Genomic DNA, 11,791 nt, shown 5'->3' on the forward strand with positions numbered 1-11,791 from the left:
CGCGCGCGCCGTCACAGGTGGCGCATCACCAGCAGGCACATGTCGTCCTCGGGCCGCTCGGCGACGAGCCGGTCGACGAGGTGGTCGCGCACCGCGGCGGACCCCGCCTCGGCCGGCGCCTCCGCCAGGGCCCGCTCGAGCTCGCGGATGCCGTCGGCGAGCGGGCGGTCCCGGCGCTCGACGAGGCCGTCGGTGTAGGCGACGAGCACCGCGCCCGGCTCGAGGCGCACGCTGCTCTCGGCGTCCGCGCGGAGCGGCCCGAGCCCGAGGGGCCGGGTGCGCGACCCCTCGAGCCGCTCGACGGCCCCCGACGGCCGGCGCACGAGGACGGGCGGGTGGCCGGCGCTGGCGTAGGCGAGGGCCGCGCCGCTGCCGTCCTGCGCCCAGGTGAGGTAGACCGCCGTGGCGACGGCCCCGATGTCGAGCGCGCGCACGAGCTCGTCGACGTCCGCCAGGGCCGCCGCCGGCGGGGCCTCGCGCCACGCGGTGGTGCGGAGCATGGAGCGCAGCTGACCCATGGCGGCGGCGGCCTGCATGTCGTGGCCCATGACGTCGCCGACCGCGACGCCGACCCGGCCCGACTTCAGGGGCAGCACGTCGAACCAGTCGCCGCCGACCTCGGCGCGCAGGCCCGAGGGGAGGTACGTCGCGGCGAGGTCGAGGCCGGGCACGTCGGGGATCTCGGGCAGCAGGCTGTGCTGCAGGGTGAGGGCGGACCGGCGCTCGCGCAGGTAGAGGCGCACGTTGTCCAGGGCGAGCCCGGCCCGACGCCCCAGGTGCGCGGCCGTCACGACCGTGTCGGAGCCGAAGGCACCGCGCCGCTCGTGCACGAGGCACAGCGCGCCGAGCACCCGGCCGCGGGCGCGCAGCGGCACGACGAGCGCGCTGCCCAGGCCGAGCGCGCGCAGGTGCTCGAGCTGCTCCGGGGTCGTCCGGTGCACGAGCCCCGCGGTGTCGACGTCGAACGGCGTGCTCACGAGCGGGTCCTTCCCCGTGAGGGCCGCGTTGACCGACGGCGAGCGGGTCAGCCACCCGACCGTGTCGTGCTCGAGGGCGTCGGCCGCCGGCCGGCGGTGGGGGTCGGCGACGGCCACGTGGAGACGCTCGACCCGCCCGACCTCGTCCGTCATGACGACGAAGCCCCACGTCGCCAGCGCGGGGACCACGGCGTCGGCGAGCGCAGCCACCGCGTCGTCGTAGTCCAGGTGCGCGGCCACGGAGTCCGTCACGCGGGCCAGCAGCTCCAGCCGCACGGTCGTGGCCTGCGCCAGGGCGAGGCGGTCGTCGCGGTCGCGCTCGGCACGGACGCGCCCGGTCACGTCCGCCTGCACCGCGATGCGGTGGGTCATGGCGCCGGCCTCGTCGAGCACGGGGCTGATGACCATCTGGTTCCAGAACGGCGTGCCGTCCTTGCGGTGGTTGAGCAGCGTCTCCGTGACCGTGCGCGTGCCCGACTCGGCCAGCGCGAGGCGCCGCGCGGCGGCCCGGTCGGTGCCCTCCCCCTGGAGGAAGCGGCAGTTGCGGCCGACGACCTCCTCCGGCGCGTAGCCCGTCAGCGCGACGAAGGCGTCGTTCACCCACACGACGGGCTCGTCGCGCTGGTGCGGGTCGGACAGCGCGACCGCCACGCCGGAGGTCCGCAGCGCGCGCAGCAGGAGCGGGTCGCTCACGCGCGCACCTCCCCCGTCGTCGTGCCCGTCGTCGTGCCCGTCGTCGTGCCGGTCGTCGTGCCGGTCGTCGTCCCGGTCGCCGGGCCCGCGAGGTGCGCCGGGACCTGCCGGGGCAGCCTCCGGAAGACCGCCGCACCGGCACCGTAGGCGAGCGCGAGGACGACGGACAGCACGGGGCTCCAGCCGTCGTCAGGCAGCGCGAGCGCGCCGAGCGCGGCGGCGAGGACGAAGGCCGCGTTGTAGAGGACGTCGTAGAGCGCGAAGGCCCGCCCGCGGTACGCGTCTGGGGTGTCCCGCTGGACGACGGTGTCGACGGCGATCTTCGTGCCCTGGGCGGCCAGCCCCAGGACGGCCGCCGCTGCCAGGACGGTCCCGTGCCGCACGGGCGGCACGAGGAGGAGCTGGCTGACCGCCGCCACCCCGAGGCACAGCACGACCCAGCGCTGCGGGCCGAGCCGCGGGCTGACCACGGGCGTGAGCACGACGGCCGCCGCGAAGCCGAGGGCCGTGGCCCCGAGCACGCCCGCGAAGACGCGCAGCCCCTCGTCGGGGTCCGCGGGGTCCGCGAGGAGGTTCCGCGCGATGAGGACCGAGGCGATGAACACGGTGCCGTAGAGGAACCGGTGCCACGCCATGACGCCGAGGGCCGCGGCCGGGGTGCGCCGCGCGACGAGCGTGCCGACGCCCTCGCCCAGGCCGCGGCCGAGCGTCCGGAGCGCCGTGGCCAGCGCCCGGGCGTCGGCCCGCCGGTCCGGGCCGAGCGCCTCGCGGTCCCAGCCGGCGGCCACGAGCGAGGCGACGGCCATGAGCAGCGCCGCGGCGACGAGCGTGCCCGCGTCCCGCGGCGCCCCGGCCGGCACGAGCAGCCCGACGAGGAGCCCGAGCCCGGCGCCGACCCCCGAGGCGGCGGTGCCGAGCGTGGGGGTGACGGCGTTCGCGGTGAGGAGCAGCGGGCCGTCGACGAGCCGCGGCAGCGCGGTCGACAGCGCGGCGAGCAGGAAGCGGTTGACGGACAGGCAGACGAGCGCGAGCACGTAGACCGCCGGGCCGACGCCCACGGTGAGGACCAGGCCCGCGACGACGAGCGCCAGCGCGGCCCGGACGAGGTTCCCGACGACGAGCACCTGCCGCCGCCGCCAGCGGTCGAGCAGCACCCCGGCCCACGGCCCGACGACGGTGAAGGGCAGCAGCAGCACCGCGAAGGCCGCGGCGACGCCCGTCGCGGTGCTCGCGGTCTCCGGCGAGAAGAAGAACAGCGTCGCGAGGCCGATCTGGAACAGCCCGTCGCCGGACTGGCTCGCCAGGCGCACCCCGAGCAGCCGCCGGAAGCCGGCGAGCGGCCACAGGGCCCGCAGGTCGCCGAGCACGCGCACCCGCCGAGCCTAGTGCCGCACGCCGACGCGACGGTCGGGCCGGTCGGGTCGGTCGGGCCGGACGCCCGCAGGGGTGGTGCCGGCCGCAGCCCGCACCACCCCTGCCGTCACCGCGGTCGGGTCGAGGCTCAGGCCTCGTCGCCGCGGATGAAGGCCTCGAGGGCCGCACGGCCCTTCTGGTCCTCCATCTGCACGGGCGGGGACTTCATGAAGTACGTCGACGCCGGGATGATCGGGCCGCCGATGCCGCGGTCCTTGGCGATCTTCGCGGCGCGCAGGGCGTCGATGATGATGCCCGCGGAGTTCGGGGAGTCCCAGACCTCGAGCTTGTACTCGAGGTTCAGGGGCACCTCGCCGAACGCGCGGCCCTCGAGGCGCACGTACGCCCACTTGCGGTCGTCGAGCCACGCCACGTAGTCGGACGGGCCGATGTGGACGTTGCGGTCCTCCTTCTTGCCGGCGAGGGGGCCCTCGTCGATGTTGGAGGTGACGGCCTGCGTCTTGGACAGCTTCTTGGACTGCAGGCGCTCGCGCTCCAGCATGTTCTTGAAGTCCATGTTGCCGCCGACGTTGAGCTGGTACGTGCGGTCCAGCACGACACCGCGGTCCTCGAAGAGCCGGGCCAGCACGCGGTGCGTGATGGTGGCGCCGACCTGGGACTTGATGTCGTCGCCGACGATCGGGACGCCGGCGTCCTCGAACTTCTTCGCCCACTCGGGGTCGGAGGCGATGAAGACGGGCAGGGCGTTGACGAAGGCGACGCCCGCGTCGATGGCGCACTGGGCGTAGTACTTGTCCGCGTCCTCGGAGCCCACCGGCAGGTAGGAGATGAGGACGTCGACCTGCGCGTCCTTGAGCGCCTGCACCACGTCGACCGGCTCGGCGTCGGCCTCGTCGATGGTCTCGGCGTAGTACTTGCCGATGCCGTCGAGGGTCGGGCCGCGCTGCACCGTGACGCCCAGCGGCGGCACGTCGGCGATCTTGATCGTGTTGTTCTCCGACGCGAGGATCGCCTCCGAGAGGTCGAAGCCGACCTTCTTGGCGTCGACGTCGAACGCGGCCACGAACTCGATGTCCCGGACGTGGTACGGCCCGAACTGGACGTGCATGAGGCCCGGGACCCGGCTGCCCGGGTCGGCGTCGGCGTAGAACTGCACGCCCTGGACCAGCGACGCGGCGCAGTTGCCGACGCCGGCGATGGCGACGCGGATGGTCATCCTCGCTCCTTCTGGGTGGTGCGCCCCGCGTCGAGGGCAGGAGGGTCCTGCCGCACGTCGCTGGCGTCGGTGGTGCCGGTGGCGGCCGGACGGCCGTCCCCGGGGGTCGCACGGCGGACGCCGCGCTCGTTGTCGATCAGCTCGTCGAGCCAGCGGACCTCGCGCTCGACGAGGTCGAGCCCGTGGCGCTGGAGCTCGAGGGTGTACTCGTCCATGCGCTCGCGGGTGCGGGCGACGGACTGGCGCACGGACTCCAGGCGCTCCGTGAGGCGGGAGCGCCGTCCCTCGAGGATGCGGAGCCGGGTCTCGGCGTCCGTCTGCCCGAAGAACGCGAAGCGCACGTCGAACTGCTCGTCCTCCCACGCCGCGGGGCCGGAGGTCGCCAGCAGCGCGCCCAGGTGCTCCTTGCCCTCGGTCGTGAGCTCGTAGACGATCCGCGCGCGCTTCGTCGAGACCGCCGGCCCGTCGCCCGTGTCCGTCCCCTCGATCCAGCCCTGCGCCACGAGGGCGCGCAGGCAGGGGTAGAGGGAGCCGTACGAGAGGGCGCGGAAGGAGCCGAGCACGAGGTTCAGGCGCTTGCGCAGCTCGTACCCGTGCATGGGCGACTCGTGGAGCAGGCCCAGGACGGCGGTCTCGAGCACCTCGGTGCGTGAGCGCATCGTCGACCTCCTCCCCGCCGTCGCCCCGCCCGCGGGGCGGAGAGCGTTGCTCGATGTATCGAATGGATACATCGGGAGAGTAGGCCGACGGTCGCCGGGGCACAACCGGCCGCCCCGCGCGCGGGGCGTGGCCCGTGTGGGGATCGTGTGCAGGATCGGGGGCCGACCTGCGGCGATCGGGGGCGGACCCGGGCGCGGCGGACCCCGGCCGGCGTCCGCGCGCGACGATGCGGGGGCTGCCGCTCGCATACTGGCGGCGCGAGGGCCGGGCCCGAGGGGGCCGGGCGGAGGGGACGGCACGGTGGCAGGCAGGGACGGCACGGAGGGGCGGCGCACGCCGCGCTCGGCGACGAGCGGCGGCGGACGGGGCGCGGCGTCGGGCGTGCCCGGGACCGCGGCCCGTGGCGCGGGGGGCACCGCGCGCCCGGCCCGCGGCCGTCGGCCCCGCCGTCGCGGCCTGCGGCGCCTCCTGCCGACCTGGCGCGGCCTGCTGGCCGTCGTGCTGGGCCTCGTCGTGCTCGTCGTCGGCGGCGTGGCGGTCGCGTACGCGCTCGTCGACGTCCCCGCCCCGGGCGACGAGGCCCAGGCGCAGACGACGACCGTCTACTGGAGCAACGAGGACGGCACCCGCGGCGAGCCCGTGGCGGACCTGCCCGGCCTGCGGCGCACGATCGTCGACGCGGCCGCGCTGCCCGAGCACGTCGGCAACGCCGTCGTCGCGTCGGAGGACCGCTCGTTCTGGACCAACCGGGGGATCTCGATCCCGGGGATCGTGCGCGCCTTCGTCAACAACGTGCGCGGCGGCGACACCCAGGGCGCCTCGACCCTGACGCAGCAGTACGTGAAGAACTACTACACGGAGCGCACGTCGATCGGGTACGTCGGCAAGGCGAAGGAGGCGCTGCTCGCGGTGAAGATCGCGCAGCAGGAGTCGAAGGCCCAGATCCTCGGCCGCTACCTCAACACCGTGTACTGGGGCCGGGACACCTACGGCGTGCAGGAGGCCGCGCAGGCGTACTTCGGGGTCGACGCCGCCGAGCTGACCGTGTCGCAGTCGGCGATGCTCGCGGGCATCATCCCCTCGCCGAACAACTACGACCCGGCGGTGGACCCCGAGCGGGCGCAGCAGCGCTGGGCGCGGGTGCTCGACCTCATGGAGGCCGACGGCTGGATCACGGCCCAGGAGCGGGCGGCGCAGACGTTCCCGGAGACGGTCGTCGAGGACGAGTCGCAGACCTACGCCGGCCCGAACGGCTACCTGCTGAAGATGGTGGAGGCCGAGGCCCAGGAGACGCTGGGGCTGTCGGAGGACGAGCTCAAGCGCGCCGGCCTGGCGCTGCAGGCCACCTTCGTCAAGCCCGTCCAGGACGCGGCGGTCGCCACCGCCACGGCGCTGTGGGACGGCACGCTCGCCGGGGCGGCCCCCGACCCGGCGACCAGGGTGACGATCGTGTCGGTCGACCCGGCGGACGGCGCCGTCGTGTCGCTGTGGGCCGGCGCCGACTACCTCGCCGAGCCCTTCAACCGCGCGACCGAGGACGCCATCCAGGGCGGCTCGACCTTCAAGCCGTTCACGCTCGTCGCCGCGCTGGAGCAGGGTGTGCCGCTCACGACGACCTTCAGCGGCGCCTCCCCCATGAGCCCCGAGGGCTGGGGCGGCTCGCTCCAGAACTTCGGCGGGACGTCCTACGGCCGGATCGACCTCGTGCGCGCCACGCAGGACTCCGTGAACACCGTGTACGCCCAGCTCAACCTCGAGATCGGCCCCGAGCGCACGGCGGAGGTGGCGCAGCGGGCGGGCATCACCACCGAGGTGGGGGTCAACGCCGGCAACGTGCTCGGCACGGACATCGTCCACCCCCTCGACGTGGCGTCCGCCTACGCGACCTTCGCGGCGCAGGGGCAGCACTCCGACCCCTTCGTCCTGCGGTCGGCGACCTACGCCGACGGGGCCGTCGCCTACGCGCACGAGACGACCCGCACCCAGGCCTTCGCGGCGGACGTCATGGCGGACGCGACCTACGCGATGCAGCAGGTCGTGGAGCGGGGCTCGGGCAACCGGAACGTGGGCCGCGTCATCGACGTCCCCGTCGCCGGCAAGACGGGCACCTCGCAGGAGAACCGGTCGGCGTGGTTCGCCGGCTACACCACGACGCTCGCGACGACGGTGTCCTTCAGCCAGGTGGGTCCGGACGGCCGCGACCAGGTCACCATCACGCCCTTCGGCGGCGTGCGGGAGGTCACGGGCAGCACGTGGCCCGCGCGCGTGTGGGCGGCGTACATGGAGCCCGTCCTCGCGCTGCCCCGGTACGGGGCCGCGACCGACTTCCCGCCCCGGGCCGACGTGGGCCCGACGGCGACGGCGAGCGCGACGGCGACCCCCACCCCGACGCCCACGCCGACGCCCACGGAGACGGCGCCGGCCGAGGTCGCCGTGCCGGGCGGCCTCGTCGGGGTCCTCGAGGCCGACGCGAGCGCCGCGCTGCTGGCGGCGGGCCTGCGGCCGGAGGTCGTGCAGGAGCCATCGACGACGACCGCGGCGGGTCGGGTGGTCCGCCTCGAGCCCGGTGCCGGGTCGGCCGTCGGGGCGGGGTCGGCCGTGCGCGTGGTCGTGTCCTCGGGGGCGCCGGCCGCACCGGCGCCGGAGCCGACCGCCACGCCGACGCCGACCGTGCCCTCCGAGGGCGGCACGACCACGGGGGGCGCCGGCTCGACCGGCGACGGCACCGGGGCCACGGCGCCGCCCCTCCCCTGACCGGGGCGATTCGTGCCCGGGGCCGCACGCCCTGTACCCTGACGCGCTGCGGCACGTGCACCCGGACCACCGGTCGGGGAGGCGCGCCGCGACGCACACACCCTCCTGTCACGGAACGACCGTGACCGCCGAGACCAGAGGAGGTGGGTATGAGCCTGCGTCAGTACGAGATCATGATCATCCTCGACCCCGAGATCGAGGAGCGCACCGTCGCCCCGTCGCTCGACCGCTACCTGAACGTCGTCAAGACCGACGGCGGCACGGTGGACAAGGTCGACATCTGGGGCCGTCGCCGCCTGGCCTACGAGATCGCGAAGAAGGCCGAGGGCATCTACGCCGTCGTCGACTTCACCGCCTCCCCGGCCACGGCCAAGGAGCTGGACCGCCAGCTCGGCCTCAACGAGGTCGTCCTGCGGACGAAGGTCCTGCGCGCCGAGAAGTGAGGTCGCGGGCCGTCCTGTTGACGGCCCCGCCCCGCTGTCGGACCGGCCCCGTAGGGTCGCGACGACGAGCACGCACGCCGAGCCCGGACACCCGGCCGGACCAGAAGGAGCAGTCATGGCAGGAGAGACCCTCATCACGGTCGTCGGGAACCTCACGGGGGACCCGGAGCTGCGGTTCACCCCCTCGGGGGCGGCCGTCGCCAACTTCACGATCGCGTCCACGCCCCGCACTTTCGACCGTCAGGCGAACGAGTGGAAGGACGGAGAGACGCTGTTCATGCGCTGCTCGATCTGGCGCGAGGCGGCCGAGCAGGTCGCCGAGTCGCTGACGAAGGGCACCCGGGTCATCGCCCAGGGCCGCCTCGTCTCCCGCACGTACGACACCCGTGAGGGCGAGAAGCGCACCGTCGTCGAGCTCCAGGTCGACGAGGTCGGGCCCTCGCTGCGCTACGCCTCGGCCAAGGTCACCCGCACCCAGCGCTCCGGCGGTGGGGGCGGCGGCTTCGGCGGTGGCGGTGGCGGCGGGTTCTCCGGCGGCGGCGGGGGTGGCGGCGGCTTCGGCGGCGGCCAGTCCTCCGGCGGCGGGGGCGGGTACGGCGGGGGCCAGTCCTCCGGCGGCGCCGCGTCCGACGACCCGTGGGCCACGCCCGCGAGCAGCTCGGGCGGCGGCGGCTACTCGGACGAGCCCCCCTTCTGACCGACCCCGGTCCGGCCCGCGGCGCACGTGCACCTGCACGGGCGCCGTGACCCGCACCAGCACCGCCGGCCCCGGCCGGCACCGACGTCGCCCCGCGTGACGTCGCCGTAGACACCGCATCCCCGAGCACGGCAACGCTCGGGGCTCCGAGAGAAGGAGCACCGCGATGGCCAAGCCCGTCGTCCGCAAGCCCAAGAAGAAGCAGAACCCGCTGAAGGTCGCCAAGATCGACGCGGTCGACTACAAGGACACCGCGCTGCTGCGCAAGTTCATCTCCGACCGCGGGAAGATCCGCGCGCGTCGGGTGACGGGCGTGTCCGTCCAGGAGCAGCGCGCGATCGCCCGCGCGGTCAAGAACGCCCGCGAGATGGCCCTGCTGCCGTACTCGTCGTCGGCGCGCTGAGAGAGGGGACCGTCATGGCCAAGCTCATCCTGACCCACGAGGTCACCGGTCTCGGTGCCCCCGGCGACGTGGTCGAGGTGAAGGACGGGTACGCCCGCAACTTCCTCGTCCCGCGCGGCCTCGCCACGGCGTGGTCGAAGGGCGCCGAGAAGGACGTCACCGCGATCCGCAAGGCCCGCAAGGCCCGCGAGATCGCCACGCTCGACGAGGCGCGCGCCGCCCGGGACTCGCTGCAGAGCAAGCCCGTCGTCGTGCGAGCCAAGACCGGTGCCGGTGGCCGCCTCTTCGGCGCCATCACGACCACGGACATCGCCGCCGCGGTGACCGAGGCCGGTGCGTCCGTCGACAAGCGCAAGATCGAGATCGCCCAGCCCATCAAGGCCACGGGCGAGCACAAGGTCTCCGTGCGCCTCCACCCGGAGGTCGCCGCGACCCTCACGGTCAAGGTCGTCAGCGCCTGACCTGAACCGCCGGCGGGCCCGTCCCGTCACCCGCGCCGCCCCGCGGTCCCTCCGGACCGCGGGGCGTCGTGCTGCCCCGGCCTGCGCCGTGCTGCCCAGGCCCGCGTCGTGCTGCTCAGGCCTGTGTCGTGCTTCCCAGGCCCGCATCGCGCTGCCCCGTCCTGCGTCGTGCTCCCGGTCACGCGGGTCACCCGTGCGGCGGCGCGCGCCCCGCGGCCCCCGCGTCCCCCCACCCCGAGAGAGGCCCATGAGCCCGTCCTCCCCCGACCGTCCTCCGCTCCTCGCCGGCCAGGCCGACACCGCACCGCCCGCAGCACCACCCGCAGCACCACCCGCAGCACCGCCCGTAGCACCACCCGTCCCCGTGCCGCCCCCCGTGCCGCCGCCCGGGCCCCCGGCCCCGCCCGCCGCCCGTGCCGTCGCGCCCCGGGTCTTCTGGCCCTCCGCCGTCGTCACCCTCGCGGCCGCCGTCCTGGCGATCCTCACGCCCGCCACCGCCGGCGAGGTCCTCGGTGCCGTGCAGGGCGCGATCGTGCGCGGGTTCAGCTGGTACTACGTGCTCGTCGTCGCCTTCTTCGTCGGCCTGTCCCTGTGGTTCGGCCTCGGGCGGCACGGGGACCTGCGGCTCGGCAGGGACGACGACGAGCCCGAGTTCAGCACCCGGTCGTGGTTCGCCCTCCTGTTCGCGGCCGGCATGGGCATCGGGCTCGTGTTCTACGGGGTGAGCGAGCCCCTCAGCCACTTCGCCTCGCCCCGTCCCGGCGTCACGGGGACACCGGGGCAGCTGGCGCAGCAGGCGCTGTCCCAGACGTACCTGCACTGGGGGCTGCACGCCTGGGCCATCTACGTCGTGGTCGGGCTCGCGCTCGCGTACGCGATCCACCGGCGCGGCCGGCCCGTCTCGATCCGGTGGGCGCTGGAGCCGTTGCTCGGGCGCCGCGTGCGCGGTGCGTGGGGCGACGTCGTCGACGTGGTCGCCCTCGTGGGCACCCTCTTCGGGGTGGCGACGTCCCTCGGGCTCGGCGTCCTCCAGATCGGCTCGGGGCTGGGCAGCATCGGCCTCGTCGAGCCGTCCACGGGGCTGCAGGTCCTGCTCATCGCGCTCATCACCCTCGGCGTGCTGGCGTCCGTGCTCTCCGGCGTCGGGCGGGGCATGAAGTGGCTGTCGAACGCCAACCTCGCGCTCGCCGGCCTGCTCCTCGTGCTCGTGCTCGTCCTCGGTCCCACGCTCTTCCTGCTGCGCGAGCTCGTCCAGGGCATCGGCGCGTACCTGCAGGGCTTCATCGGCCTGTCGTTCCACGTCACGGCGCTCCAGGGCCGGGCGGGCGAGGAGTGGCAGGGCGCGTGGACGACGTTCTACTGGGGCTGGTGGATGTCGTGGGCGCCGTTCGTCGGCATCTTCATCGCGCGGATCTCGCGGGGCCGCACGGTGCGGCAGTTCGTGACGGGCGTGCTGGCCGTGCCGACGCTGGTGACCTTCGTCTGGTTCGCCGTGCTCGGGGGTACCGCCCTGCACCGCGAGGTCTTCGGCAGCGGCGGCCTGGTGGCCGACGACGGGAGCGTCGACCTGGAGGGGGCGCTCTTCGCGGTGCTGCAGGACCTGCCGGGAGGGACCCTCGCGGTCGTCGGCGCCCTCGTGCTCATCGCGGTCTTCTTCATCACGTCGTCGGACTCCGGCGCGCTGGTCATGGCGATGATCGCGAGCGGCGGCCAGCTCGAGCCGCGCCGGTGGGTCCGCGTGTTCTTCGTCCTGGTCTCCGCCCTGCTGGCCGTGGCGCTGCTGCTCTCGGGGGGGCTGACGGCGCTGCAGACGGCGGCGATCATCATCGCCCTGCCGTTCTCGGTGGTCATGCTCGCCATGGCGGCGGCGACCGTGCGCGCCTTCGGCCGCGAGGCGCGGGCGTACGAGCGCGCCCGACGGGCGGCCCTCGTCGACCACATCGGGGAGTACTACGGCCTCGAGGTCGAGCGGACGGACGTCGAGGACCCGCCGGCCGGCCGGCCGTCGCGCTGGGGCCGCCGGCGCGGCCGCACGGCGCGCCCCGGTCCGCCGGCCTAGGTGTACTCGGCCAGCACGTTGGTGACGGCGTGCGGTCGTTGACGTGAGGAGAAC

Annotated in this window: 10 protein-coding genes; 6 read left to right on the forward strand and 4 right to left on the reverse strand. The window is 74.9% G+C overall.

The window, feature by feature from the left end; genetic code table 11:
- Positions 1–11: 11 nt before the first annotated feature.
- From EJA20_RS12145 to EJA20_RS12160, 4 genes are all read right to left on the reverse strand, one after another.
- Positions 12–1,670 (reverse strand): SpoIIE family protein phosphatase, encoded by a 1,659-nt coding sequence (locus EJA20_RS12145; protein ID WP_129338411.1) that lies wholly within the window; start codon positions 1,668–1,670, stop codon positions 12–14.
- The gene (locus EJA20_RS12150; protein WP_240675452.1) at positions 1,667–3,043 is read right to left on the reverse strand and encodes an MFS transporter; all 1,377 of its coding nucleotides are present in this window, start codon (positions 3,041–3,043) and stop codon (positions 1,667–1,669) included. The genes EJA20_RS12145 and EJA20_RS12150 overlap by 4 nt, the downstream gene beginning before the upstream one ends.
- A 128-nt stretch (positions 3,044–3,171) precedes the next feature.
- A complete protein-coding gene (locus EJA20_RS12155; RefSeq protein WP_129338412.1) occupies positions 3,172–4,260 on the reverse strand; it encodes an inositol-3-phosphate synthase in 1,089 nt (362 codons plus the stop codon).
- Positions 4,257–4,919: a PadR family transcriptional regulator gene (locus EJA20_RS12160; protein WP_129338413.1), complete on the reverse strand. Its 663-nt coding sequence runs from the start codon at positions 4,917–4,919 to the stop codon at positions 4,257–4,259. Before EJA20_RS12160 ends, EJA20_RS12155 begins: the two co-directional genes overlap by 4 nt.
- Positions 4,920–5,220: 301 nt before the next feature.
- On the opposite strand from EJA20_RS12160, the gene EJA20_RS12165 reads away from it, so the two are divergent.
- The 6 genes from EJA20_RS12165 (at position 5,221) to EJA20_RS12190 (ending at position 11,737) form a co-directional block, all read left to right on the forward strand.
- Positions 5,221–7,674, forward strand: a complete 2,454-nt coding sequence (locus EJA20_RS12165) for a transglycosylase domain-containing protein (RefSeq protein WP_164983960.1) — start codon at positions 5,221–5,223, stop codon at positions 7,672–7,674.
- Between the two features lie 149 nt (positions 7,675–7,823).
- Positions 7,824–8,117, forward strand: coding sequence for a 30S ribosomal protein S6 (rpsF, locus tag EJA20_RS12170; RefSeq protein ID WP_129338415.1), 294 nt, complete (start codon positions 7,824–7,826; stop codon positions 8,115–8,117).
- A gap of 115 nt (positions 8,118–8,232) precedes the next feature.
- Positions 8,233–8,814, forward strand: coding sequence for a single-stranded DNA-binding protein (locus tag EJA20_RS12175; protein WP_129338416.1), 582 nt, complete (start codon positions 8,233–8,235; stop codon positions 8,812–8,814).
- 166 nt (positions 8,815–8,980) lie between these two features.
- Positions 8,981–9,217 (forward strand): 30S ribosomal protein S18, encoded by a 237-nt coding sequence (rpsR, locus tag EJA20_RS12180; RefSeq protein WP_129338417.1) that lies wholly within the window; start codon positions 8,981–8,983, stop codon positions 9,215–9,217.
- A gap of 14 nt (positions 9,218–9,231) precedes the next feature.
- On the forward strand, positions 9,232–9,678 hold the full coding sequence (rplI, locus tag EJA20_RS12185) for a 50S ribosomal protein L9 (protein WP_129338418.1): 447 nt from the start codon (positions 9,232–9,234) through the stop codon (positions 9,676–9,678).
- 376 nt (positions 9,679–10,054) lie between these two features.
- The gene (locus EJA20_RS12190) at positions 10,055–11,737 is read left to right on the forward strand and encodes a BCCT family transporter (RefSeq protein WP_240675455.1); all 1,683 of its coding nucleotides are present in this window, start codon (positions 10,055–10,057) and stop codon (positions 11,735–11,737) included.
- Positions 11,738–11,791: the final 54 nt, after the last annotated feature.

The sequence above is a fragment of the Cellulomonas endophytica genome, from assembly GCF_004123805.1.
GTDB classification, from domain to species: domain Bacteria; phylum Actinomycetota; class Actinomycetes; order Actinomycetales; family Cellulomonadaceae; genus Cellulomonas; species Cellulomonas endophytica.

What these genes read in the sequence shown, in the direction of transcription:
- EJA20_RS12155 (WP_129338412.1), bottom strand. Translation starts at nt 4,260, where the DNA reads ATGACCATCCGCGTCGCCATCGCCGGCGTCGGCAACTGCGCCGCGTCG.
- EJA20_RS12160 (WP_129338413.1), bottom strand. Translation starts at nt 4,919, where the DNA reads ATGCGCTCACGCACCGAGGTGCTCGAGACCGCCGTCCTGGGCCTGCTC.
- rpsF (WP_129338415.1), top strand. Translation starts at nt 7,824, where the DNA reads ATGAGCCTGCGTCAGTACGAGATCATGATCATCCTCGACCCCGAGATC.
- EJA20_RS12175 (WP_129338416.1), top strand. Translation starts at nt 8,233, where the DNA reads ATGGCAGGAGAGACCCTCATCACGGTCGTCGGGAACCTCACGGGGGAC.
- rpsR (WP_129338417.1), top strand. Translation starts at nt 8,981, where the DNA reads ATGGCCAAGCCCGTCGTCCGCAAGCCCAAGAAGAAGCAGAACCCGCTG.
- rplI (WP_129338418.1), top strand. Translation starts at nt 9,232, where the DNA reads ATGGCCAAGCTCATCCTGACCCACGAGGTCACCGGTCTCGGTGCCCCC.